The 25181-nt window shown below is 71.3% G+C and carries 16 protein-coding genes; 6 read left to right on the top strand and 10 right to left on the bottom strand.

Going from position 1 to position 25181, the window contains the following annotated elements; genetic code table 11:
* Window positions 1-39: 39 nt before the first annotated feature.
* Together CcI49_RS29855 and CcI49_RS29850 are read right to left on the bottom strand one after the other, a co-directional pair.
* Window positions 40-417: a response regulator gene (locus CcI49_RS29855; protein WP_241840315.1), complete on the bottom strand. Its 378-nt coding sequence runs from the start codon at window positions 415-417 to the stop codon at window positions 40-42.
* A gap of 186 nt (window positions 418-603) precedes the next feature.
* Complete coding sequence (locus CcI49_RS29850) at window positions 604-5250, bottom strand: diguanylate cyclase (RefSeq protein WP_076831999.1); 4647 nt, start codon at window positions 5248-5250, stop codon at window positions 604-606.
* A gap of 1044 nt (window positions 5251-6294) precedes the next feature.
* Here CcI49_RS29850 and CcI49_RS29845 point away from each other — a divergent pair.
* Window positions 6295-6987, top strand: coding sequence for a TetR/AcrR family transcriptional regulator (locus tag CcI49_RS29845; protein ID WP_076831996.1), 693 nt, complete (start codon window positions 6295-6297; stop codon window positions 6985-6987).
* 203 nt (window positions 6988-7190) lie between these two features.
* Window positions 7191-8858: an acyl-CoA dehydrogenase family protein gene (locus tag CcI49_RS29840; protein ID WP_076831992.1), complete on the top strand. Its 1668-nt coding sequence runs from the start codon at window positions 7191-7193 to the stop codon at window positions 8856-8858.
* A 794-nt stretch (window positions 8859-9652) separates the two neighbouring features.
* Here CcI49_RS29840 and CcI49_RS29835 read toward each other — a convergent pair.
* The gene (locus CcI49_RS29835; RefSeq protein ID WP_054568221.1) at window positions 9653-10231 is read right to left on the bottom strand and encodes a hypothetical protein; all 579 of its coding nucleotides are present in this window, start codon (window positions 10229-10231) and stop codon (window positions 9653-9655) included.
* Window positions 10232-10782: 551 nt separating this feature from the next.
* Between CcI49_RS29835 and CcI49_RS29830 the strand changes: the two genes are divergently transcribed.
* Window positions 10783-11709: a hypothetical protein gene (locus CcI49_RS29830; protein WP_054568220.1), complete on the top strand. Its 927-nt coding sequence runs from the start codon at window positions 10783-10785 to the stop codon at window positions 11707-11709.
* Between the two features lie 120 nt (window positions 11710-11829).
* Here CcI49_RS29830 and CcI49_RS29825 read toward each other — a convergent pair whose 3' ends face one another.
* Window positions 11830-12378 (bottom strand): NAD(P)H-dependent oxidoreductase, encoded by a 549-nt coding sequence (locus CcI49_RS29825; RefSeq protein WP_006540025.1) that lies wholly within the window; start codon window positions 12376-12378, stop codon window positions 11830-11832.
* Between the two features lie 36 nt (window positions 12379-12414).
* On the bottom strand, window positions 12415-12978 hold the full coding sequence (locus tag CcI49_RS29820) for a flavin reductase family protein (RefSeq protein WP_054568219.1): 564 nt from the start codon (window positions 12976-12978) through the stop codon (window positions 12415-12417).
* 465 nt (window positions 12979-13443) lie between these two features.
* On the opposite strand from CcI49_RS29820, the gene CcI49_RS29815 reads away from it, so the two are divergent.
* The 3 genes from CcI49_RS29815 to CcI49_RS29805 are packed head-to-tail and all read left to right on the top strand — an operon-like array spanning window position 13444 to window position 16542.
* Entirely contained in the window at window positions 13444-15672 is a 2229-nt protein-coding gene (locus tag CcI49_RS29815) for an HAD-IIIC family phosphatase (protein ID WP_054568218.1), read from the top strand.
* Window positions 15672-15908 carry an acyl carrier protein gene (locus CcI49_RS29810; RefSeq protein ID WP_054568217.1) on the top strand — a complete coding sequence of 79 codons (237 nt, stop codon included), beginning with the start codon at window positions 15672-15674 and terminating at the stop codon, window positions 15906-15908. Before CcI49_RS29815 ends, CcI49_RS29810 begins: the two co-directional genes overlap by 1 nt.
* A complete protein-coding gene (locus CcI49_RS29805; protein ID WP_241840314.1) occupies window positions 15898-16542 on the top strand; it encodes a transferase in 645 nt (214 codons plus the stop codon). Before CcI49_RS29810 ends, CcI49_RS29805 begins: the two co-directional genes overlap by 11 nt.
* A gap of 955 nt (window positions 16543-17497) precedes the next feature.
* Here the strand turns inward: CcI49_RS29805 and CcI49_RS29800 are convergent.
* The 5 genes from CcI49_RS29800 to CcI49_RS29780 form a co-directional block, all read right to left on the bottom strand.
* Entirely contained in the window at window positions 17498-18493 is a 996-nt protein-coding gene (locus tag CcI49_RS29800) for a hypothetical protein (protein WP_054568216.1), read from the bottom strand.
* A 351-nt stretch (window positions 18494-18844) separates the two neighbouring features.
* Window positions 18845-20023 carry a cystathionine gamma-synthase gene (locus CcI49_RS29795; protein WP_054568215.1) on the bottom strand — a complete coding sequence of 393 codons (1179 nt, stop codon included), beginning with the start codon at window positions 20021-20023 and terminating at the stop codon, window positions 18845-18847.
* Window positions 20024-20133: 110 nt separating this feature from the next.
* On the bottom strand, window positions 20134-21525 hold the full coding sequence (locus CcI49_RS29790; protein ID WP_054568214.1) for a cystathionine beta-synthase: 1392 nt from the start codon (window positions 21523-21525) through the stop codon (window positions 20134-20136).
* A gap of 187 nt (window positions 21526-21712) precedes the next feature.
* Entirely contained in the window at window positions 21713-24247 is a 2535-nt protein-coding gene (locus CcI49_RS29785; protein WP_076831989.1) for a substrate-binding domain-containing protein, read from the bottom strand.
* 147 nt (window positions 24248-24394) lie between these two features.
* Window positions 24395-24808: a YccF domain-containing protein gene (locus CcI49_RS29780; RefSeq protein ID WP_054568212.1), complete on the bottom strand. Its 414-nt coding sequence runs from the start codon at window positions 24806-24808 to the stop codon at window positions 24395-24397.
* Window positions 24809-25181 lie beyond the last annotated feature (373 nt).

Here is a 25181-nt window from a genome sequence, read left to right as displayed (position 1 = left end):
GTTCGGTTGCGTGGGCCGGCCCGACTGGTCTCGGCTGGCTCACCCGGTGCGCCCGGGGCGTACACCGTCCCACGGGCCGTTCTCGGCGGGGCGGTGGCCGGCAAGTCGGTTGACCGCGTCGAGGAGGTCGTCCGCCCGGAAGGGCTTGAGGAGAACCGCCACCTCGTCCGGTGTGGGGTCGGCGACGGCGCCGGTGAGCACGAGGCAGCGCCGGGAGACGAGCGGGTCCTGCGCACGGAGCAGGGCGAACAGCTCGGTGCCTCGTTCCGGGCCGAGCCGGGTGTCGATGATGATTGCGTCGAACTCCAGCGGCCGCAGTGCGAGGGCCTCGGCGATGCCGGCGGCAGTGTCCACCGCCCAGCCGCCGTCGGCCAGCACCCGCGCCGCGAGGACCCGGATCATCTCCTGATCGTCCACCACAAGCGCCCGAGGCCGGACGTGCCGGGGCGCCTCACCACTACATGGGTTCCGCACGCGCCACCTCGGTCGCCCTCAACCAGGACCTCATCGCCGCCTGTCAGCCGAACGGCGACACCATACGGCACGACCCTGATGCTGGATGGCGCAACCACGAGGTCTCGTGTCGCGATGTGCCAGCATTGGTCACCATACGTGCTCGACACCTGCTCCGGGAAGCGGGCTGCCTGCGCTGCCGACACCGTCCCGGCTGACTGTGTCGTTTGTGTGGTCCGTTCGCGTCATCGGATGCCCGGGATCCGGCGAGCGCGCGGGATCCGCCGGGTCCGCGAGGGCGATCCGGCCGGCGCGGTTGCGGCGCGCGGGAGGTGCGAGCGGTGCGGCCGGGGGGCCGCCGCCGGCCCGCTTCGCCTCGTACATGGCGGCGTCGGCCAGCCCGACGACGGCCTGCGGGTCGGCCACCCCGCGGGAGAGCGCGACGCCGACGGTGGCGCCCACCGACACCAGCTGCCCGTCCGCGAGGATGGGCCGGCGTAGCGCCGAGGTGATCCGATCCGCGGCGTGCCAGGCCACCGTCTCCACGTCCAGTCCACCGGTGGGCGCGGTGGACCCGGTCAGGACGGCGACGAACTCGTCACCGCCCACGCGGAACACCGCTCCCCGCTCGGGCCGGTACCAGGCCCGCCCCGCGATGCCGCACAGCCAGGACGACGGCCGGCGCAACCGGCGTCGTCCTTCGTCGTTCCGCTCACCGCCCCCGAGGCCCAGGGCGGCTCCGCCGGACCCGTCGCCCGCGCCGACCACCGACTGCGTGCCATCCGGCGACTGCGCGCCATCCAGTGACACCGTGCCTGCCAGTGGCAGCGCGCCATCCAGCGACAGCGACTGCGTGGTGTCCGCGGCGCAGCCACACGCGGCATCTCCAGCGGCGTCGTCGTCGCGGCTGTCGCCCTCGTGATCGATGCCGGTGTCGGTGTCGCCCTCGGAGGTGAGGATCCGCCGGATTCGCGCCGCGGCCACGCGCAGCACGTGGTCACCGACCGCGTGTCCGAAGGTGTCATTGATGGGTTTGAACCTGTCGAGATCGACGAGCAGGATCGCGAAGGCCGCCTGGTCGCGCGAGATCGTCTCCAGGTGCTCCGCGAGCGCCGCCCGGTTGGGCAGGCCGGTGAGCGGGTCGTGGCGGGCTCGTCGACGCAGCTGTTCGGTGAGACCCCGCCACTGCCCGATCTCCCGGCAGGTCAGGACGGGAACATGCGGCTGCCCCGCCGAGGCCGGCATCTCCCAGGCCGCGGCCTCGATGTCGAACCAGCGGTAGGCGCCGTCCTGCGTCTTGAGCCGGACATCCTGTAGCGATGGTCCGTCCAGCGGTGCGTTCAGGAGCATGCGTACGGCGGGCCGGTCGTCGGGGTGCACGTAGCACAGCAGGTCATGGCCGACCATCGTCGCTCCGTCCCGGCCCAGCAGGTTGCCGACCGCCGCGCTGGCGAAGGCGAGCCGCCCGCCGCGGTCGAGCAGGATGACGATGTCGCTCGCCTCGTGCAGGAGGACGCCGAGCTCGTCGAGGTCCTGGCGGATGGCGCGCTCCTGCCGCCGGTTGGAGACCGCGAGCCCGATGATCGTCACACCGATGATGCCGAAGAGCAGCCCGTTGCCGACTGGACGATGCTCCCGCACACTCTGCTCGACCACGTCGGCGGTCTGGTCGAGCAGCACGTAACCGCCGCCTTTGATCGCGGCCACGACGGCGATCGTGTCGGGTCCGCTGCGCGAGTGCACCTGCCTGGGCTTGCCGTTGCGGATGCCGACAAGCTCGGCCGGGTCGACCAGGACGCGGCCCACCAGAGTCCCGTCCCAGGCCAGGACCGCCTGGCCGTTCTGGTCGAGGATCGAGATGCCGCCCTGGCCGAGGTCACTGGACAGTCCGTCGGTCGTGCGAAGGATCCGGGCCGCCGGCAGGATGTTCGTCGGGCACATCATGAGCTGAGCGGCCGTCACGCCGTCCCGCAGGATCGGGGTGACGGCGCAGATTCGGGCACCGCCCGCGACCGGCAGCAGCGGAGTCAGCGCCCCGCCCTGACTRGAGCGGGCCCACAGCGGGTTGTCCGGAGGAATCGGCACCTCCGCCCCGGGTGGCTCGACCGCCATCGGCCTGCCGGTCCGATCGACCACGGCGAGAAGTGCGCTGGGGCCGGCGATCGGCGTCGCGGCCATGGTTCGCAGGGCTTCGGCGAGGGCGGCGTGGTTGTCGAGGTCCCACGGAAACTCCGAGACGGCACCGGTAAGCCGAGCGGGGTCGCTGACAGCGTGCGCGTACTCGGCGAAGTGCTCGACGAGCGCCGCGCCGGCCGCCAGTCGCTGCCGTTGGGCCCGGTCGCCCGCGGAGGCTTCCACGGACAGGCCGGTGGCCGCCGTGCCCAGCAGGACCACGAGCACCGTCGCGGAAGGGAAGACGGCGGTCAGCCGCCGCTGACGCCTGCCGCCCGGCCGGTACGGCGCGGCCCCGCGGCGGCCGCGGCCGCCGCGGCCCGCCCGTCCACGCCACCGTCGCGAGATCGCCCTTTCGCCGCCTGTCGGCGCTGGGACCGCTCGCGACGCTGCGGAGCTTCCCGGGGCCGACTGCGCTGTCCGTGCCGGGCTCGCTGGCTCCTGCTCCGTCCGATGCCGGCCCGTGATCGGGCCCCCGTCGACGCTCTCGCCGGCGCCTGCGCCGACGCCCGCGTCGACCGTGGCATCGCCGTTCACGCTCGTGTGGCCGTTCACGCTCGTGTGGCTGTTCGCGCCCATGCGGCTGTTTACGATCGCGTGGCTGTTTGCGCTCGTGTGGCTGTTCACGCCCGTGCCGCGGTCCGTGGTGTGGGCCTCGGCCCCGACCTCGGCCCCTGCCTCGGCGACGCTGAGCGCGTGGCAGCCGCGGCCCGCGGCCTTGGCTCGGTACATCGCCTCGTCCGCGGTCCGGACCAGGTGTTCCGGTGGACACGCGGCGCGGGTGACGCCGACTCCGATGCTGGCATCGACAGTGACCTCGGCCGTGTCCAGCGCGATCGGTTCACGCAGCACCGCGCCGATGCGCTCGGCGAGCTCGGCGGCGCTCTCCTCGCCGACGCCGGGGAGGACGACACCGAACTCGTCGCCACCGAAGCGGCAGGGCGTGGGTGTGCCGGCGGCCATCGGCGGCACGGCATCGGCCGCGGGGGCCGCCGCCTTCGCACCCGCGACAGGTACGGCGGCGAGCACGGCGGTGAGCCGCTCGGCCACGACGGTCAGTACCCGGTCGCCGGCGGCATGCCCGTAGTTGTCATTGATCGGCTTGAAATGGTCCAGGTCGATGAACAGCACGGAGACGGGCCCGGCCGGTTCCCGGTCGGCGAGTGCGGTGGCGAGGCGATCATCGAAGGTCGCCCGGTTCGCCAGGCCCGTGAGCGGGTCGTGCTCGGCCTGGAACCCGAGCTCGTCGAGCAGAACCCGCCGCCGCTCGATCGAGTGGCAGGTGAGGACCACCCGTCCTGGACGAACCGTGTCGGCGAGCCGCCGCGCCGACACATCGAACCAGTGCTCGCCGCCGGTGCTGGACAACAGCCGGACGTTCATCACCGTCGAGGGATGCGCCTCGGACAGCACCGCGGCGACCCGGGACATGTCGGCGCGGTGAACCAGCGCCGAAAGCTGCCGCCCGCGAAGCTCGGCGGGGTCGTGCCCCAGCCGGGACAGCACCGCCGGGCTCACGAACTCCAGGAGGCCGTCCGCCGAGACGGTCATCACGATGTCGCGGCTGGCGGCGAGCAGGGAGCGTAGATCGTCACGCCGGCGCAGGGCGCGCGTCTGCTCGTGCAGACCGACGGCGGCAATCGAGAGGACGGCGACGACCGTCACCACCAGCAGGGTGACCATGCGGTGGGAGTGCTGGGTCCGCAGCTGCGCGTATAACTGGCCGGTCGGCTGGGCGAGGTAGGTGAAGTACCCGGTGGTCGGCTGGGCCGCGGCGATGTGGGTGTAGCCGTTCTCACCGCCGGTGGTCCAGATCGTGGGCTCGCCGGCCGAGCGTCGAGTGTCGCCGAGCCGCACCGGGTCGAGCACCCGGGTTCCGATCAGCGCTCTGTCCGTGGAGACCAGCGCGACGCCGTTCGGATCGACTGTCGATACGGAGCCCTTGCCGGGCAGGCGCAGCAGCGCGCCCAGCGCGGTGCCGAGCTGGGCGCCGGATTCCTCGGAGGAGACGCTGACGAGGACGGCCCAGGGGCTGGCCCCGCCCACCGGGACGACAGTGGCCCGCACGACCAGCCCGTTCAGCCTGAACACCGGTGACACCGCGTTGCCGCCGCGCCAGGCGGCCGCCCATGCGGGCCCGAGGTCCGTGACGTCGAGGGTCTCGTGCGCCGGCCTGATCGTGAGGGGAGCCCCGGACCGGTCGATCAACGCGACCAACAGGGTGGTGTCGCCGCTGGTGGTGAACTGGAACCTGGCTGCCAACTGGTTGTTGAGACCGGAGTTGCCGCGCTCGAATGCCGTGCTGTCGACCAGGGCGCGCAGGCCGGCCGGGTCGTCGGTGCCGGCTTCCCAGCTCGCCAGGTTCCTGATCAGATTCGCGCGGCCCGTGAGGCGGGTGCTCTCGGCGCCGTCGAGCCAGCGCCCGCCGACGACCAGTGCGACCGCGCTCAGCACGAGGATCGCGAAGACGCCGCTCAGGAGGGGTGAACAGGCAAGCCGGACCGGGTTATGGAACCACAACCGCCGCCTGACCGGTGGCCAGGCGTGTTCGTCGGTCGCCATCGGGCGCCGCCGGCGGGCCATCGTCATCAGTCGGTTTCCGTTCCACCATCTCGCCGTCGGCATGACGGCCTCGTGCCGGAACCGACCTGGACCGTGGTATTGCCGCGGTCTGTGCAATCCCGGCAGGAAGAGCATACGAGTGTGCGTCTCGAGACTTTCGCCGGCCGGTAGGTCGCCGCGTTCTTTCGTCACCGGTGCCCGGCCGGACGAATTGCCGGTGGCCAGGAATCCGCCAGGTCATGTGTGTAGCACGGAGCCATTTCGGCCGATGATCGTTGCGCGGTCAAACTGGCGCGTGGCCGCTGATCACTGCGGGACCACGGCTGCCAATCCGTCGGTGGTGCGAGTGATGGCCCGGATGGCGGGCCGTAGGCCACTCTCGCGGCAGGGGGATGCCGTGGCTTCCGGGTGCCCCGCAGTGGTCTCTCCATGCCGGAAGGTAGCCGGGCGCCGGCCGCTTCGCAGCACGTAGCGATCATGCGGAAGCGTAGCGGTGGCAAGGTCGGACAGTCGTTGCCGCCGGGTCTCGGACGGTCGCACGCTCCGTAGTCTCGATCATGTCCTCGATCGGGATGGTGGGAGGGCGTCGCTTCCGGTGATCCGACTTGTGGTCGAGCGAACGTGCTGGTCCTCGTCTTGTCTGTGTGGAGGGCGGCAGGTTGTCGTGTGGTTTGGCTGGCATGACACAGCGCTACTGGTGCGCAGTGGGCACAGTAGAAAGGGCTGTCGGGGTGACGAGCCCGTGGGATTACGCGCGGATCGGCGGATGGTCGGTGTGGTAGAAAGGGCGTGACTCAAAGCCGCTGGTTCCAGCCGGTGTCAAATCGATTGCCGGGCCCCGGCCGGGATGGTGGGGGTGCGGTGATGGTCATGGCTGTCTGGCGTCGGGCTGTTCCGGGTGCGTCTCGCTACCGGCTCAGTCCTGAATCCTCCGTGTCCGGAACGATTTCTCGTTAAAGGGTTTCGCTGGGCGTCCGTACCTGTCGGTTCGGGTCCGCGTGCGCCGCGCCCGGTTACGGTATGCAGTAGCCTGATCGTGCTGGCCGCTCCGGGCTGAATTCTGCCCGCGTCGTGGTTCAGGGGCGTGGGCGATGGTTCACTCTCTCCGTGCCCTACCGTCGCCCTGCCGTTGTGGATGACCGGCTCGCCGCGGCCCGTGAGCGGTTGGTCGCGGCGGCCACGGATCTCGTCGCCGAAGCCGGTTGGGCCGGCGCCTCCGTCACGGCGGTCGCGGCAGCGGCAGGCATGTCGGTCGGTTCCGTCTACCAGCATTTTCCGTCCAAGTCGGAGCTGGTGTGCGAGGTCTTCCGGCGAGCCGCGGCGCAGGAGGTGGAGCTCATCCGTGCGGTGGCCGGCGAGCCCAGCCCGGCGCGGGGCGTCGGCCTCGCCGCCGCCGCGGGAGATCCGGTGGATCGCCTCGTGCTGGCGGTCGCCCTGTTCACCCGGCGGGTGCTGGCGCGTCGAGGGCTGGTCCACGCGCTGCTCGTCGCGCCGTCGGATTCCGCGCTGGAGGCGCAGCGGCGCGACTTCCGCAGGCGCTACCGGGATGTCTTCGCGGCTCTGATCCGCGCGGGGGTCGAGGCGGGGATGCTGCCCACCCAGGATCCGGTGGTCGCCGCGGCGGCCCTGACCGGTGCGATCGGTGAGGTGCTCGCCGGCCCGGTCCCGATGGCCCATGACCTGCCTCGCGATGGCAGGGAGGCCGAACCGGTGGTGCGGGAGGTCGTCGAGATGGCGCTGAGGTGCGTGGGTGCGCGCCCGATGGTCCGTGGCTGGAGCGTTGCCGAGGGAATCGGCTGACGTCGCCCGGCTGACGTCGCCTGGATGATGGCTCCCGGTGATGCTCCTGCGGGTGCACCCACTGGCGCTCGCGCCGGCCGAGGCCGGCAGCGGGTGCGCGGTCGGCAGCGGATGCGCGGTCGGCAGGCGAAGATGTCCCGGTAGCGATCGCGGGCCGGGGCTCGTCCGTCAACGGTGCCCGGGCAGACCGGGAGGTCCGACAGATGACGACGTTTGGTGGCGGTCCGACCCACCGGGTGACGAACCAGCCGCCTCCGCTGGTCGGCCACGACGTCGCCGACGACATCCCGCTGCTGGCGGCGCTGGTCCGTGAGGGTGCCGGCGATCAGGTGGAGGAGCTGCACCGGCTCGGCCGGCTCGCGGGCGGCGCCGAGGCACAGTCCTGGGGTGACGAGGCGAACCGCCATCCACCGGTGCTGCGGACCCACGACCGGTACGGCAACCGGATCGACGAGGTCGACTTCCATCCGGCCTGGCATGAGCTGCTCACCGTGGCGGTGCGGGCCGGGCTGGCCGGGTCCGCGTGGGCCGCCGACCGGCCCGGCGCGCATGTGGCACGGGCGGCCGGGATTCTCGTGTGGGGCCAGGTCGAGCATGGCCACCTCTGCCCGGTCTCGATGACCTACGCCGCGGTGCCGGTCGTGCGGACGGCACCGGACCTCGCCGCGGCCTATCTGCCCGGTCTGACGAGCTCCGTCTACGATCCCGGCCTGCGTCGGCCGGAGAGCAAGCGTGGCCTGCTGGCCGGCATGGGGATGACCGAGAAGCAGGGTGGCTCGGACGTCCGGGCCAACGAGACCAGGGCGACCCCGGTCGGGGGCGGGGCGTACCTGCTGCGAGGGCACAAGTGGTTCACCAGCGCGCCCATGAACGACGTCTTCCTGGTGCTGGCCCAGGCCCCTGGCGGGCTGTCGTGCCTGCTGGTGCCCCGGGTGCTTCCGGACGGGAGCCGTAACCCGTTCCTCATCCAGCGGCTCAAGGACAAGCTCGGCAACCGCAGCAACGCCAGCGCCGAGCCGGAGTTCGACGGGACGCTGGCCCACCTTGTCGGGGAGGAGGGCCGGGGTGTGCGGGCGATCATCGACATGGTCGCGCTCACCAGGCTCGACTCCGCGATCGGGACGGCTTCGGGCATGCGGGCGGCCCTGGTGGCCGCGGCACATCACGTGCGCCACCGCTCGGCGTTCGGGTCGCTGCTCGTCGACAAGCCGCTGATGCGCAACGTGCTGGCCGACCTGGCACTGGAATCCGAGGCAGCGGTCACGCTCGTGATGCGGGTGGCCGGCGCGGTGGACCGGGCCGAGCAGGGCGACGAGGGCGAGCGGGCGTTCCGTCGTCTCGCGACCGGGCTCGCCAAGTACTGGCTGTGCAAGCGTCAGCCGGCCATGGTCGCCGAGGCGCTCGAATGCCTCGGAGGCAACGGCTACGTGGAGGATTCGGGGCTGCCGCGGCTCTACCGCGAAGCGCCGCTGAACGGTATCTGGGAGGGCTCGGGCAACGTCAACGCCCTGGATGTGCTGCGCGCCCTCGGCCGCGAGCCGGCCAGCCTCGCCGCCTATGCGGCCGAGATCGACGCGGCGGCCGGCGGGAACCGCCACCTCGACGACGCCTGGCGCCGGCTGCGCCACGACCTGGACGCCCTCCTCGCCGCCGACGAGCCGGTCGAGCTGGAGCTGGTCGCTCGCCGGCTGGTCGAGCGGATGGCCCTGCTCCTGCAGGGCGCGCTGCTGGTGCGGCACGCCCCGCCGGCGGTGGCGGACGCGTTCTGCGTGGCCCGGGTGGGGGGTGACGCCGGCCTGGCCTTCGGCACCCTTCCGCCAGGTCTCGATCTCGACGGCATCCTGCGGCGGATCCCGCACGGTGCTGTCTGAGCGCAGTCCTCGCGGCCTGCGGTGATCGGTTGCGCGCGGCGCGACGGCGATCAGACGAGTACGGAGAGTTGCACGGACGGGTGTGACGCCAGCCCGATGTGACCTTGGTAGGTACGTCCGGTCCTATCCTGACTCTGGACAGTTTGCTGCGGTTCGAGTTTCGCACTGCTGGAAGCGCACTGTGGTTATGGCGTAGCGGAAGGTGGCGGTCGGCCTCTTAGGCTGAGCCCGTTGCCTGCCTCCGGGGGTGTGATGATCGTCTTCTTTCTTGCCGTGGCGGGCCTGGTGGTCTTCGCGGGCCTTTTTGGGCTCGTGCGCGGCGTCGCTGAATGGGCCTGGATACGTAACCGCCGGACCGCCGGGATCGTCACCGGTGCCGGTCTCGCCGCGGTGCTCGCGCTGAGCGCCATCGCGGTGCGCTTCGGTGGATCGGGCGAGTCCGTGGCGGCAGCCCGCCGGAGCACCCCGGACGACCCGGGCGCGGGCAGCGGCGCCGCCGACGCGTCGACGTCCCCGCGGCCGGCGCCGCAGGCCACCGCCAGGTCACAACCAGCGTCGGCCGGCCCGGACCCCGAGGACGATCCCGACCTCAAGCAGAGGGCCTCCGACGGCCCTGGCGGATCTGGGAGCGGCACCTCCTCCGGTGGGGTCGCCGCACCGCGCGGCGGCGCAACCGGCGGCAGCCCGCGGCCGGCGTCCACACCCGGAGGGTCGACCTGGCCTCGCTCGTCCACACCGACGAGCGTGACCGGCATCCCGGGGCTGGAGTACCCGTCCCCGACCGCGACCCGCACCTACCCGCCGACCACCGGTGCCGGGACGACCGCCGGTGGGGGGACAGCGTCACCGTCGCCCTCGACATCCTCGTCCCGCTCTCCGCGGCCGACGACGGGAACGAGCCGGACGCCGGGCGGTGCGGCATCCAGAACGACCTCGACGCCGACGCCCTCCACGAAGCCGCGGGCGACGGCCTCCGCGAGCCCGCGTGCCACGCCGTCCGCGAGTGTCCGACCTCGCGCCACGGCATCGCCGACGTCGAAGCCGGCGACCAGAACCACCTCCGGGCCGGCCTCGACGTCGACAACCCGGCCGACGACGACCCGGCCGTCGGCCCCTGCCTCGGCGGTCTCGTCCGACCCGACCTCGGCGACAGCGAGCCCTTCACCGGCACGAATGCCGACGTTCCCCTGGTGGCCCACCACCACGGCAGCGGTCGCGGCAGGGACGATCGGTTCCGCGGAGTCGGCGGGAGGCGATCGACTCGGCGCGCTTGCCACGCAGGTCCGGCGGTCGGTCGACCGGCTCGCCCGCGCAAAGCCGATCACCGGGAAGCCCTCGTCGCGGTCAGCGCGCTCGCCACTCGCCGCCCGCACCTCGGCTCAGGCAAACCAGAGCAGCACCGCGAAGCCGGCTCAGAAGCCTGTGGTGTCCAGGCCTGCCGCGTCCGAGTCCGGGGCGTCGAAGCCGGTGGCGTCCAAGCCTGGGGCATCGAAGCCTGGGGCATCGAAGCCCGCGGCGGCCAAGCCGGTGACTCAGAAGCCGTCGAAGCCTGCAGGGGCAAAGCCCGTGACTCAGAAGCCTGTTGTCTCGAAGCCGACGGCGTCCAAGCCTGGGGCATCGAAGCCATCGGCTCAGAAACCTACTGCGTCGAGGTCGGCTGGTCAGAAGCCGGCTGGGTCGAAGCCAACTGGGTCGAAGCCTGCTGGGTCGAAACCGGCTCAGAAGCCTGCCGCGTCGAAGCCCGCGGCTCGGAAGTGAGGCGGTGAGTGAGGTCGGTGCCGAGCCATCGTCGGGCAGGCCTCGAGACGCCGACACACCTGAAATTGAGACCGTCCTGCTACCCTGAGTGAGGTACGTTCCCGCGGACATCGGATCGGTGGCTGGGGGGACGCATGCGGGAAAGCGTGACGTCGCAGGGCAAGCCGTGATCGCCCTGATCAGCGGCGTGCTCGCGGCCCTTGCCATGATCGCGCTGGTGGTCGGGATCGTCGGCCTGCTCCGCGGCCGGATCGGCTTCCTGGGCATCGACGATCGCCCGATGGCGGGCCTGCTGACGGCGGCCAGCTTCACGGTCGCCGTGGCGACCTTCGGCGTGCTCGCCACGGGCGGAGATCAGCCGGACGCGACGGTGACCGCCCGGCCGCTCGGAACGGACCCCAGCCTCTCCGACGGACACCCGACGGACGGGCGCACCGGCGACCTGGGGAGCGGACTGCCGCGCGCGGCGGTCCGGCAGTTCCCCGCGCCGTTCGGCTCCGGCGGCCCGGGCTCCTACGCACAGCCGGTCGTCCCGCCGTGGCCGACGATGCCAGGGTCGACAGCGCAGGGGCAGGTGCTGCCCGGGCAGGTGCTGCCTGGTCAGGTGCTGCCTGGTCAGGTGCTGCCTGGCCAGGCGTCCCCAGGGCCGGCGTTTCCAGGGGATGGGCTCCCGGCCGGTGTCCGACCCGGCCAGGACCTGGCGGGCCCGGGTGCTCTGGTGCCGCCGGGCCTTGTCCCGGGTGGAGCGGCCCCTGGCCTTCACGGGATCACGCCGTGGCCGTCGTCGTCGCCGTCGCCCGCGGCACCGGACCGCACGGACGCCGCGGGATCGGGATCTCTGTCGACCGGTGACTCGGCTGGCACGACGGGATCGTCCACCGGCGGTGCGGACCTGAGCCCGGACCGAGGCGAAGCGGCTCAGGGCGGCCAGGCTCGCGACACGGGTGGCTCGCCACGCGGCAACCCACGGGTGCCACCGGCGGAGGGCCGCAACGGTGGCTGCTACGGCACGGACGACGGTGGCCTGGGCGTTGGGCTGCCGGACGTGTCGGTCTGGGACATCCTCGCCGGCCTCGCCGAGGCCTGCCCGTGAACGGTGACCTGGGACGTCCGGTGGTGGCCCGGGACGTCCTCTGAGGGCGCCGGTGGCGACGCCGGCGTCCTGTATCCGGCAGCGACCGACGGGTAGGCGACGGGTACAGGACGCGGGGTCTCAGCCGAGGTCCTGCGACACCGTGGCTCGGGACTCGACGAGAGCGGTGATGGCGGCCAGGTTGGCCGTCGCCCACGTGTCCAGCTGGGCGGGCAGCTCGGGAAGCGTGGAATCAAGCACGAAGACGCCACGGGTCGGGCACGATGCGCCGATCTCCACCAGCAGCGGACGCAGGTGCACCTCCACCGCCAGCGCGTGCTCGGGAGCCCCGGCGACGAGCACGGGCACGGTTGGTACCCCGCCGAGCTCGCCCTGCCCGATCTGGTCGAGCAGCAGCTTGAGGAGCCCCGTGTAGGTGGCCTTGAAGGTCGGGGTCGCCACGACCAGGGCGTCCGCCGTCCGCATCGAGGCGACGGCTTCCTTCACCGCCGGGTCACCCCAGCCCAGCAGCCCCGGACCCAGTGCGCTGACCTCGATCACCTCGGTCACGACGTCGCCCTCGGCCGGGATCGCGGCGGCCACCCGGGCGGCGACGGCCTCGGCCACCGTGCGGGTGCGCGAGTTCGGCTTGGGGTTGCCGACGACACTGAGAACTCGACGCTGCGGCATGACAGGGCCCTCCTGTGAGTTTTCGTGACTGTCGCTTCAGGAGCGTGCCAGGAACTGGCCGTAGGCGCCGCGGAAGTAGAGCAATGGCTCGCCGGTTGCGGCGGCGCCGAGCCGTTCGACCAGACCGAGAGTGATCACGTGGTCGCCGGCGTCGTATTCGCGGTGCAACGTGCACTCCATCCAGGCAAGTGCGCCGTCGAGCACGGGGGCCCCGTTCTCAGCCGGCGTCCAGCTGATTCCGCTCCACTTGTCGGTGCCACTCCTGGAGAACTGTGCGGACACCGCCTCCTGGCTGTTGTCGAGAACGTTCACGCAGAAGTGCCCGGCGGCCCGGATTCTCGGGTAGCTGGTGGACGTCCGCGCGGGCAGGAACATGACCAGTGGGGGAGTGAGCGATGCGCTGCTGAACGACTGACAGGTCATGCCGACGGGTTCGGAGCCGTCCATCGCCGTGACAATCACGATTCCGGAGCAGAAATGCCCGAGAACAGCACGGAAGTCCGCGCTCTCGGTCGCGGTGAAAACGCTCCGCGGGGTGGCCGCCGCGCCCTCCTCCGAGGGCTGGCGTTGCGCGATCACGTCACACGTTGCCTGGGTCATCGGTGCCTCCGCGGGGTCGGGCCGGCCGGACGCCGATCAGGGGAGACCGGAGGCGAACCGGCGAGTGGTGCCRCACCGCGCCCGAGCGCCGCCGCAGGAGATCGGACGGGTCGCTCGTCGCGCGATGTTCGTACGCTCACGCGCGGAAGTGTCCTGGTTGTTACGTCGTCGTGGTGGGCCCGTTGCGCTGGCTGGCAGCGTGAGTGTCYGCTGACCGGGCAGTGGGACTCGGTGAAATCCGGTGCATTCCGCTGGCGGGGCGGGAGCTGTCGACGCGGGCGTGGAGCGACGCCAGGTGCGCTGTCACCTGATCGGGCGCGGCGGCGTGGTCGTCGAGTGGCTTCTCGGGCATCAGCCCGGAGATCGTCCGCACTCGGCAGGCTACTCTTACGTAAGGGTAGAGTTAGTCCTGTATCTCCCCGGCGGAGGCGGCCCGCGAGTGGCGCCCAGGGAGGAATTCGATCGATGGTTGATCCCCGGCGGACAGGTCCGCGGAGCCTCGAGGAGCTGGCCGGTGCCGCGGCGATGACCGAGGTGCCGGCGGCCGGCCTGTGCCGAGATCTTGCCCTCGCCCATGAACGGGCGGGCGATGCCGCCGCCGCGGTGCGCTGGGCGCTCGCGATGACCGATGCCGGGGGCGATCTCACCTGCTGGTCGGCGGCCGCCGGTGTGCTGCGCCGGGCCCTTCCCGCAGCGGGTCTCACGTTGCGGCCGGCCAGAGTCGCGGTGCTCGGCAGCTACACCACGGCACAGTTCGCGGCGTTGCTGCCCCTGGCCGCGGCGCGCGCGGGGGTCGCGGTCGAGGTGTACGAGTGCGGCTACGGCCAGTACCGGCAGGAGGTTCTGGACCCCGCCAGCGGCCTGCACCGTTTCGGGCCGGACGTCGTGATCCTCGCGGTGCACGCGGGCGACACGGCCCTGCCGTCGTTCGCGCGCGACCCCGAGCAGGCCGTCGCCGTCGAGGCGGCGCGGTGGACGTCGTTGTGGCAGATCATCACCCACCGCCTCGGGGCAGCGGTCATCCAGCACACCTTCGTGGTGCCCGAGACCGAACCGTTCGGCCACCTTGCCAGGCAGGCATCGGGCGCCCGATCGTCGTTGCTCGCGGCCGTCAACGTGGCGCTCGGCCAGGCCGCCGCGGGCGTCGGAGGCGGCGCGAGCGGGAGCCGCGGGAGCAACGGGGACGCCGGAGGCAGCGGGGACATCGGAGGCAGCGGGGACATCGGGGGCAGTGGGGGCATCGGGGCCGGCTCGGGCCAGGTCTCCTTCGTGGACTGCGAGCGCCTGGCGGCGACGGTGGGCAAGCGCAGCTGGTTCGACCCGCGGTACTGGCATCGATCCAGGCAGGCGGTCTCCCTCGCGCACGTACCCGCGCTGGCCCGACACACCGCCGCGGTGCTGGGTGCCCAGCTCGGCACCAGCCGCAAGTGCCTCGTGCTCGACCTGGACAACACCCTGTGGGGCGGAGTGCTCGGCGAGGACGGTCTCGCGGGCATCGCGTTGGGCGACGGCCCGGCCGGCGAGGCCTTCAGCGAGTTTCAGGAGTACATCGCCCTGCTGCGTGAACGCGGCGTGGTCCTTGCCGTGTGCTCGAAGAACAATGACGCGGATGCCCGGGCGGCTTTCGACCGACATCCCGCCATGCGGCTGCGCCTCGACGACATCGCGATGTTCAGCGCGTCCTGGGATGACAAGCCCACGCAGATCCGGCGTATCGCCCAGACACTGGGCATCGGGCTGGACTCCCTGGTTTTCGTCGACGACAACCCGGCCGAGCGTGAGGTGGTGCGCCAGCTCGTTCCCGAGGTCGACGTGATCGCACTGCCGAAGGACCCGCACGAGTATGTGCGGGCGCTCGCCGACTACCCGTTCTTCGAGCCGGGTGCGCTGACCGCGGAGGACTCAGCCCGCACCGAGCAGTACCGGGCCAGGGCCCGCGCCGTCGAGCTCGAAGCCTCCGCGTCGTCGCTGGAGGAGTTCCACCGCGGGCTCGAGATGGTCGCGACCGTGGTTCCGCTCGATGAGCTGACCCTGCCCCGGGTCGTCCAGCTCATCGGGAAGACCAACCAGTTCAACCTGACGACCCGGCGGCGCGGGGCGGCCGAGGTCGCCGAGCTCGCGGCCGATCCGGCAACCGTGATCATCTGCGTGCGGCTGGCCGACCGTTTCGCTGATCACGGCCTGGTCGCGGTGGTGATCGCCAGTCGGGTGGCCGCCGTCGTGGCCGACGCCGACGCCGAGGCCGTGGCCGACGCCGAGGCCGAGGCAGCCGCGGGCCTCGTCGCCGGTACCGCGGTGCTGGATGTCGACACCTGGCTGATGAGCTGCCGGGTCATCGGCCGCACGCTGGAGTGCGAGCTCGCCGAGCTGATCGTCGCGGAGGCTCGGCGCCTCGGCTGCACGGCTGTGCGCGGTCACTACCTTCCGACCGCCAAGAACTCGCTGGTGGCGGATCTGTACGCCCGGTTGGGCTTCCAGCGCGTGGGGGCCGCCCACGGCGGCGCCGACGGTTCCACTCGTTGGCTGCTGCCGGTGGTGCTCGCCCCTGAACGGCCAGGCCTCATCCGGGTCGTCGACACCCGCCGGCACCAGCCGGGCCCGAATGAATCCAGGCCGCCCGAGCCCCGTTCGGGGGAGGTCGGCCATCCAGACGCGGGGACATCCGCACGGACGATGCAGGAGGTGGCCGGCTGATGGTGCAGGAGCGCCTCGAGCGGGTCTTCCAGGAGATCTTCAGCGACCATGCCCTGGTCGTCTCCGACACCACGACGGCGGATGACGTACCCGGCTGGGACTCGCTGGCGCACATCAACCTGATCTACGCGCTGGAGACCGAGTTCGACGTGCGGATTCCCGACGAGCGACTCGCCTCCTTCGCGAACGTCGGCGAGCTGCGCGCGTGTATCGAGGAGCTCAGCGGTGCTCGGTGAGTCGGTCGGCACCGAGTCGGTCGGCACGGTGGCCACCGGGACGTCCAATGACTCCCGGCCCGCCGTCTCGCTCCGCGAACAGCTCCGCGAGGACAGGGCTGTCCACTACGGCTCGTGGCTGCATCCGGGCTTTCAGGTGCTCGCGGTGCACCGGTTCGGGCGATGGAGCCTGGAACGGGGGGGATTGGTCGGCCGGGTTGGCCTGATCGCCTTCAAGGCGGTGAACAACATCGTCATCCGCAACGTGTACGGCACCGAGATCTCCGTCGACGCCCGCATCGGACGTCGTGTGTTGATCGGGCACCACCAGGCCGTGATGATCCCGCGGTACTGCGTGGTCGGCGATGACACCATCATTCGTCACGGCGTGACCATCGGGTATGCGCGGACGAATGCCCCGCCCGCGGATGTTCCGAGGATCGGTGCGCGGGTGGACATCGCTCCGGGCGTGCACCTGATCGGTCCGATCGCGATCGGTGACGACACCCGGATCGGGCCCGGCTCCATCGTGACGACGGATGTCCCCGCCGGCTCCACCGTCTTCGCCGCACCCGCCAGGATCATGCGCCCGCCTGCCCCGCCTGCCCCGCCTGCCCCGCCTGCCCCGCCTGCCCCGCCTGCCCCGGGCCGGTGACGAATGTCGGACCATCCGGGCCGGATCACCCGGCCCGGATGATCCGGCCCGCCCCACGGCGGATCCCGGTGTGATCCGCAGGCCGGCTCCGGCCTGTTCCCGGCGCCGGCGCCGGGTGCTGAGGCGGCACTCGGTGGCCAGCGTAGATTCCGGCGTTTCTCCGGCTACATCTCGAAGGTTCTACCGGATTTGTGTCCGAGGTGTGCCAGGATCGCTCCAGTCGTGATGCAGGATATTGGCTGTCCAGTCCGGAGGGTTCTGGTGTGGGTGGCGTGCAAAAGATGACCACCTGAGCGTATGGTGTGCATTCGCGGTTGTACGGTGAGCCTTCCGCGTGCATTCGTCAGCCCACGGACAAGCCCCGATGGAGCGGCCTTGCGGAGGTCGCCGCCAGGGTAGGTGTGTCAATGAGCCCTTTCCGTCGTCGGATCCGAGCCGCAACAACACCACCCGATAAACGTGAGATGGAAAAGGCTCAATAAGGGAGGTGTTGGGGAAGGCCTGCCGGAAAACAAGCTGAGTGGTCCGGGCTGCAGTTGCCTGCGAATGATCAGGTCAATCGGTTAGGTTGATCGGCCATCCGCTACCGTGCCGCCGTGTCTTTGAGTTCGCTATCTCAGCATTCCGTGGGTCCACCGTCCGTTCCGGCCGCACTGCCGACGCCTCCGCCCATTCGCGCGGACACGCACTCGCTGCTCGACGGGGCCGCCGCCCCGAGGGGCTGGTTGGTTGACGCCCTGACCGGCTCACCGGTGCTGGCCCTGTTCGTCCTGCTGCTCGTTCTCGCGGTGATCGCGCTGACTGTCGCCTGGTGCGCCCGGGTGGCCGAGGCGAGGCCCTGGCGGCAGGCCCGCGCCGGCATGGACCGCGACGCAGCCATGGGCCGTGACGTCGACCGCGACACCGGCCTCAATGCCGGCCTCAAAGCCGACCGCAACGCCAACCCATGGCGGGACTACACGGCGACCGGCGCCCATTCCCGGGCCTGGGCCACGAGGCCGGCCCAGTCGGCTCCGCGACGCCGGGCCCGAGTCGCCAGCGACATGATCCCGTTGGTCAGCCAGGCGGTGGGCCGCACGGCCGAGGTGGCCAGTGCTCGGGTTGCCAGCGTCTGAGCCTCGTCCAGCGCGTCGGCGTGCATGGCGGCGGAGGCCTGGTAGAGGCGCACCGCGGCCAGTGCTCCGGGTGCGCGTGAGCGGTCGAACAGGGCGGCGGCGTTGGAAAGGCGGCGGCGCCCTTCCGACAGCGCTCCCGCCCCCACGAGCGCCGCGCCACCGAAGGTCGGCAGGTAGCCCGGATGCAGGCCGTCGAGTGCGTAGCCCTGGGCCGCGGGCGCCGCTCCGCGAGCGAGGCTCTCGGCTTCTCGTATCACTTCCATCACCCGGTCCGCGGGCTCGCCGCGACCGGCGCGGATGTTGGCCTCGGTCGTCATGGCCAGGATCGCGGTGTGGGAGTGGGGAGCGGTGGCCCGCGCGGCCATCGCGAGCGACAGCCCGTCGTCGGCACTGTCGAAGGTGTAGGCGGCCAGTTCGGCCAGGACGACTCCGGCGTGGGCGGCGGTCGGCGCGTCACCCACGTGGCGGGCCAGCACGAGGGCTGTGCGGGCCGACACCACCGCGCGCCCGGAGAGCCCGTTGTCTCCCTGCGCGACTGCCGACATGACGAGAACCCTGCTGTGAGTACGGCGCCAGTCCCTGCGGATCGCCGCGGGCTGGCGCCGTCCTGACATCGCTTCGGTGTGCCGGGAGATCACATCGAGCCGGTCGACCAGATCCGCGGGCGCCATCGTCTCCCAGCGGCGGGCCATGGTGGCGAGCCCGGTCTCTATCCGGCCGAGAGTGTCCTGGCTTCGGTCGTCCGGGGCGATCATGAGACGTGATCCGCCCAGCGCGAGCGCGGCTGTGGCCGCGCAAGTGGCAACGACCAGCCGTCTGTCCGCCGCTTCGTCCATCCCCAACTCCTGGGCGTCGTTGTCCGGTCACGGCGGCAGAAGCCCGGATGATCCGGACGTAATCTCATGATTGGACCTTTTCCGTCGTCTACGCGGACCTGCGGCATCCCTGACCGTGCACCGTGAGGTGGAAAAGGTTCATCAGTCTCCGGAAAGAGATGATCGCGACGCTGCTCTGACGGTAGCGATTTCGCGCCGCTCTGTCGTCGTCCTGGTCGGATCTCGGGACTTTCGTCATATGGCGTCTGCCTTGTCGAAACCTTGCCATCTTGACGTGTGAGTGTGGATGCGTTTTCTCGTGGTTGTGTCGGGTGTGGTCGGCGGATGCGCCGGTTTCGCCTGACTTGCCGGTCACCCCGCGTGGAGCGCCTGCTCCAGATCGGTCAGCAGGTCGTCGACCGCCTCGATGCCCACCGAGAGCCGGACGAGATCGTCGGGCACAGCCAGCGGTGATCCGGCGACGGAGGCGTGGGTCATGCTCGCCGGATGCTCGATGAGCGACTCGACTCCGCCCAGCGACTCGGCGAGGGTGAACAGCCGGGTCGCCGCGCACACCGCCAGCGCTCCCGCCGCACCCGCCGCGAGCTGGAACGAGACCATGCCGCCGAAGTCGCGCATCTGCTTCGCGGCGACGTCGTGGCCGGGATGCCCGGGCAGGCCCGGGTAGTGGACCGCGTGTACCGCTGGATGGGCGGACAGCAGCGCGGCGACCTCGCGGGCGTTCGCGCAGTGCCGGTCCATCCGTACCGGCAGGGTCTTGACGCCGCGCAGGACGAGCCAGGCGTCGAACGGGCCGGGCACCGCGCCGGCCGCGTTCTGGATGAAACGGACCCGCCGCGCGAGCTCGGCCGAGGCGGTCACCACCGCGCCACCCACGACATCGCTGTGCCCGCCCAGGTACTTGGTCGTCGAGTGGACGACCACATCCGCTCCCAGCGTCAGCGGCTGGCACAGGTACGGCGAGGCGAAGGTGTTGTCGACGACAAGCAGCGCATCCGCCCCGTGGGCGATGCTGGCGAGCGCCGCGATGTCCGCGATGGCCAGCAGCGGGTTCGTCGGCGTCTCACACCACACCAGTGCCGTGGAGCCCGGTCGGATCGCGGCGCTCGCGGCGGCCGGATCACTGAGATCGGCGGCGGTGTGCTCCACGCCCCACTCGGCCAGCACCCGGGCGAACAGGCGATAGGTGCCGCCGTAGGCGTCGGCCGGGATGACGACGTGGCTGCCCGGCCGGCAGACCGTGCGCAGCAGGGCGTCCGAGGCGGCCAGCCCGGAGGCGAAGGCAAGGGCTTCGGCGCCACGTTCGAGCGCGGCGAGGCTGGTCTCCAGCGCTGCGCGGGTCGGGTTGCCTGAGCGGGCGTACTCGAAGCCGGCGCGAAGCCCGCCGACGCCGTCCTGGGCGAAGGTCGAGGCGGTGTGGATGGGGACCACCACCGCTCCGGTCGCCGGGTCCGGCTCCTGGCCGGCGTGCACCGCCAGGGTCTCGAACTCCGCGTTCAATCCGTTCGATCCCGCGTTCCGATCAGCCATGGCGCTCACCTTCGCACGGGGTGGCCGCGGGGCCGGGGACATCACCGGTTCGACCGAGTCGCGCGAAGTCCGCGATCGAGGGCCGGCGGATGAGGCCGAGGGCCGGCGGACTACCGGACGGCGAGAAAGCCCAGCAGGTCGGCCCGGGTGAGGATCCCGCTGGGGTTGCCTTCGTCGAGGACGAGTGCCGCCGGGTCCTCGCCGAGGGCCGACACGAGCACCGAGAGCGGCTCGCCGGCGCCGACGGTCGGCAGTGGTGCGGACATGTGGTCGACGACGAGGGCGTCGACGGCCGCGCGGTCGGCGAAGACGGCCTCAAGCAGGTCGCGCTCGACCACGGCCCCGGCCACCTCCGCGGCCCGGACCGGGGGTTCGTGGCGCACCACCGGCATCTGCGAGACCCCGAACTCGCGCAGGTAGGAGATGGCGGCGCCGACCGTCTCGCCGGGATGAACATGGACGAGGTTGGGCGGGGCGGAGGTCTGCGCGTTCTTGTGCGCGAGCACGGCGGCGACGGTCGGCTCGTTCGAGGGCGGGTCGAGGAAGCCGTTGTCGTACATCCACTCGTCGTTGAAGATTTTGGAGAGATACCCGCGGCCGGAGTCGGGCAGCAGTACCACCACACAGCCGTCCGCGGTCGCGGCGGCGTCGAGTTCGCGGGCGACCCGGATCGCCGCGACGACCGCCAGCCCGCAGGAACCACCGACGAGGATTCCAGCCCGGCGGGCGAGCTCCCTGGTCATCAGGAAGGAGTCGCGGTCGCTCACCGCCTCCACCCGGTCGACCACGGACTTGTCGTACGTCGCGGGCCAGATGTCCTCACCGACCCCTTCGACGAGGTACGGCCGGCCGCTGCCGCCGGAGTAGACCGAGCCCTCCGGATCGGCGCCGATCACCTGGACGGTGCCGCCGCTGACCCGCTTGAGGTAGCGGCCGATCCCGCTGATCGTGCCACCGGTGCCGATGCCGGCCACGAAATGGGTGACCCGGCCGTCGGTGGCACGCCAGATCTCCGGACCGGTGGTGGCCTCATGCGCCGCCGGGTTCTGCGGGTTGGAGTACTGGTCGGGGCTCCAGGCCCCGGGCGTCTCCCGCTCGAGCCGGCGCGCGACCGAGTAGTAGGAGCGGGGATCCTCGGGCGCGACGGCCGTCGGGCAGACGATCACCTCGGCGCCATAGGCCCGTAGAACGGCCTGCTTCTCCTCGCTGATCTTGTCAGGCATCGTGAAGACGCACCGGTAGCCGCGCCGCGCCGCGAGCATTGCGAGGCCGACGCCGGTGTTGCCGCTGGTCGGCTCGACGATCGTCCCGCCGGGACCGAGCCGGCCCTCCCGCTCGGCGGCGGCGACCATGGACAGGGCGATGCGGTCCTTCACGGAGCCGCCCGGGTTGAGGTACTCCAGCTTGCCGAGCACGGGGGTCGTGGTCTCGGCGATCGTCGGGGTCAGCCGCACCAGCGGCGTGCCACCGACCAGATCGGTGATGTCGTCGTACACGTCCATGGCCAGCCCCTCACCGAGGATCCGCGCCGACCGTTCGGGCGATCGTTCGGATAACCGATCGTCACCGAAGGTGACCCGGACGACGCTACCGGTGGCCTCCCCGATGCGCCRTCCGGACGCCGTCCGACACGGTAAGTCGCCGGAGACACCGGTAGGCCGGTGCCGGGCATGGCCGGGTGCGTACGGCTTAGGTGCGTACGGCTTCCACGCCGGCCGTCATACCGTTGACGATCGCCACGTTGTCCCGGATCGTCGCGTCGTCCCGGGCGACGAAGTGCGCCCGGTCGGTCACCTGTCGCTGGTTCTCCATGTAGTACCGCATGAACGCGGCCACACCGGGCTTGCGCAGCGACTCCTTGGACGCATAGATGTAGAGCGGCTTGCACAGCGGCAGGTACATTCCCGTGCCGGCGGTGAGCGCGTTCGGCTCCACACAGCCGAAGCCGCTGTCGATCTGGATCGCGCGCACCTCGTCGGCGGCTGACAGGAAGTTCGCGTAGTCCATGAAGCCGATCGCGCCCTGGACGTACTCGACGTCCTCGGCGACCTCCTCCAGCTCGACCTCCTGGTACTGACGGGTGTTGTCGGACGATCCGGTCATGCTGGCGAGGAACACCTTGGCGTGCACGGTCTGCGGGCCGGGGCCGACCAGCCGCACGGGCACGTTCGGGAACGCGGGGTCGACCTGGTTCCAGCTGGTCACGGTGGAATCCCGCTTCCAGATCTCGCCGACCTGCGCGACGGTGAGGCATTTGACCCAGGTGTTCGCCTTGGGCACCACGATCGGCAGCAGATGGTGCGCGATCTCGAAGCCGACCACCTTGTCCTTGCAGGCCGGATCGGACAGCGCGAACGACGCCCCGGCGATGTCGGCCTGGCCGGAGCAGAGCTTCGCGAGGCCGTCGTCGGTGTCGGTGGCGCTGACCTGGACCGTGACGCCCTTCTGTACCTCGCGGAACATCGCATAGGCCGTGCCGGTGATCGGTGCGACCTCGGCCGAACCGGTCGAGATCACGGTGTTCGCCCCGGGTTCGGCGGTGGTTGTCGGCGCGGTGGCGTATTCGGCGCTGAGGTCGGCGGCTTCCTCGGCGTTGCGCATCTGGTCCGCCGGGAGCTGCGGGTGCTGGTCGATCGTCGACTTCGGCAGCGAGCCGGTGTCGGCGGCGGTGATGGCCGCGGGCTCCTCGTCGCCGTCGGCGAGGACCAGGCCGAGGGTCACGCTGCCGGCGACGAAGACGATGAGGGCGGCGGCAGCGGCGATCAGCTTCCGCGTCGATCCGAACGGGCCGGCGGGACCCGCGGGCCGTACCGTTCGCGACCCGTCCCCGGCGCCGGCCCGCGCGACGAGCGGGCTGGCCGTCGCGCCGCCGTCGGCGAGTGCCGTGAGCGCGGTGACCGGTGCCGGTGCGGACGCCCCGATCCCGGCCCCGATCGCTGCGCCTGTCCCGGCGTCACCGCCGGCTGCGACAGCGCCGGGCGGGGTGTCCACCGGTGAGCTGATGGTGGGCGGCCGGCTGATCGGCGGGATGCTCGGTGGCGGCGTCGTGACGTAGGCCGCCGGGCCGAGCACGACGGTCTGGGAACTTGCCGGCTCCGTCGGGTTCTCGGCCGCCGCCAACAGCGCGGCACCCAGCGCGAGGTCGGATTCGGCCTGGATCTCGCACCGTGTCGTCGCGCCCACCGACTCGGACAGCAGCCGCCCGACCAGCGGGATGCGTGCGCCGGGGCCACGCAGGATCACCAGTGACAGGTCTTCGGGCGCGGCCGGGACCGAGCGCAGCGCCCGGGCGAGGGCACGCACGGAGTCCTCGATCATCGGGCGGACGAGGTTCTCGTACTCCGCCCGGGTGACCGGCACGCTGATCGCGGTGCCGGTACCGGATTCCGCGGCGCCGACCTCGATGCTGGTGCTCTCCTCGGCGATCAGCTCCTCGCGGGCCGCCGCGCAGGCGGCGAGCAGCCCGTCAGCCGGTGCCGATGGCGTGCTGCCCGGCGCCGGTGGCGTGGCGGCCGGCGGTGTGGACGTGGCCGTCGTCGGCGTGATGGCCGCCTGCGACGCGGCCGCGGCCTGCGCCAGGACGTGGGTGCGCAGCAGCTCGTCGAGCATGGTCGTGGTGGTGTCGGCGAGCCCGACCGGCCCACCTGTGACCAGGACACCGGCGGGCATCGCCGCGTACACGGCGGCCTCGAACCAGTTCGCGCCGAGATCGAAGCTTCCGGCGTGGTGACCGGGCATCGCCCGGCCTGACCGGTCGAGCAGCGCGGCGAACGCGTCGGTCGTCGAACGGGCGAGGATGGGGATGTCGGCCTCGACCCGGGCCAGTGCGTCGGCGAGGGCCTCCCGGCGCCGCCCCGGCCAGCTTCCCGGGGCGATCACGACGGCAAGCTCGGGCGGTCCGCCGCGCACCGCGGTGACCTGCTCCACCAGCCAGGACAGATATCGCGCCACGAGCGCGGATGCGCTGTAGCCGACCCCACCCACCAGAATCGGGGTGGGGTCCCCGAGGCGCTCGACGAAACGTTGCGCGAACTGGGCCGGATCAGTTCGGGCAAGTCTGGCCGCTGCCAGGCCACCGCCGCCGACCGAGCCGCCCGGGCCGAGATGGAGAACTGTCGGCACGGTTACCGAGGCCCCGATCGGAACGAGGCTGGGCCAGCCCGCGTCGGCGACCGCGACAGTTGTTTCAGATGCCCCCAGATGGATGCCCAGCTGGTACCCCACGATTTCCCCCCTGGTGTTACCTGGCGCAGCGCGAAGATGGTACCCAAGGGGGATTGTGTGTAGGAAGTGGAGCCTCGCGGGATTTGGGTAAATTCATGGCGCAGGGGAACCGGGTCGGTCGGCGCCGCCGTGGCCGGTAGCGCGCTGTTACCGGCCGAAGGACGCGCCGTAATGGTCCTGGTCGCCGTCCTCGATGCGGACGATGTCCTTTCCGAGGGGAAGCAGCGATATCGGGATGAGCTTGAAGTTGGCCAAACCCAACGGGATGCCAATGATCGTCAGGCAGAGTGCGACCCCGGTTGTCAGATGGCCGAGTGCCAGCCACCAGCCGGCAAAGAGGATCCACAGGATGTTGCCGATCAGTGAGGCGTTTCCAGCTGTCGGCTTGTCGACAACCCGACGCCCGAACGGCCACAGTGCGTAGTTGGCCATACGCAGTGAGGCGATGCCGAACGGAATCGTGATGATGAGGATGAAGCAGATCAAGGCTGCGAGCGTGTAACCGATCGCCAGCCAGACTCCGCACAGCACCAGCCAGATCACGTTGAGTATGATTCGCACCCCTACCGCCGCCTCTCTGCTCCGCCCGCCGCGGGAACCCGTGGGAGTTGACCGGCGCCGCGGGCGTCAGTGTCCGGATGTCGGCGCTGTCGCTGGATTGCGGCGGGGCCGCCGGGAAGTCCGGTGTTGATGGTGAACCAGTTTCGGTGGCTCCGACCGGCCCGGACATCCTTCCCCGGATGGACCTGCCCGGATGGGTCCTCGGCCACCAGTTACGCATTACCACGGTCACCAGGGTTGGGTGCCGCTATGATTGGCCGCGGCGACCGCCCGGCAGTAGCCACGGGGCCGCTCTTTCCGTCTCCTTCATGCCTTTCCGGTGTGCCGTCCGGCGTCTCGGGTGCCGGGTGAGGTGGCACTCCTCACAGGCAAA

This window comes from Frankia sp. CcI49 (assembly GCF_001983215.1).
GTDB classification, from domain to species: Bacteria; Actinomycetota; Actinomycetes; order Frankiales; family Frankiaceae; genus Parafrankia; species Parafrankia irregularis.
The sequence above is the reverse complement of the archived record's forward strand: the minus strand, read 5'-3'. Positions and strand labels throughout refer to the sequence as shown.

What these genes read in the sequence shown, in the direction of transcription:
- CcI49_RS29840 (WP_076831992.1), top strand. Translation starts at nt 7,191, where the DNA reads ATGACGACGTTTGGTGGCGGTCCGACCCACCGGGTGACGAACCAGCCG.
- CcI49_RS29810 (WP_054568217.1), top strand. Translation starts at nt 15,672, where the DNA reads ATGGTGCAGGAGCGCCTCGAGCGGGTCTTCCAGGAGATCTTCAGCGAC.
- CcI49_RS29825 (WP_006540025.1), bottom strand. Translation starts at nt 12,378, where the DNA reads ATGCCGCAGCGTCGAGTTCTCAGTGTCGTCGGCAACCCCAAGCCGAAC.
- CcI49_RS29790 (WP_054568214.1), bottom strand. Translation starts at nt 21,525, where the DNA reads ATGGACGTGTACGACGACATCACCGATCTGGTCGGTGGCACGCCGCTG.
- CcI49_RS29800 (WP_054568216.1), bottom strand. Translation starts at nt 18,493, where the DNA reads ATGGACGAAGCGGCGGACAGACGGCTGGTCGTTGCCACTTGCGCGGCC.
- CcI49_RS29820 (WP_054568219.1), bottom strand. Translation starts at nt 12,978, where the DNA reads ATGACCCAGGCAACGTGTGACGTGATCGCGCAACGCCAGCCCTCGGAG.
- CcI49_RS29815 (WP_054568218.1), top strand. Translation starts at nt 13,444, where the DNA reads ATGGTTGATCCCCGGCGGACAGGTCCGCGGAGCCTCGAGGAGCTGGCC.
- CcI49_RS29795 (WP_054568215.1), bottom strand. Translation starts at nt 20,023, where the DNA reads ATGGCTGATCGGAACGCGGGATCGAACGGATTGAACGCGGAGTTCGAG.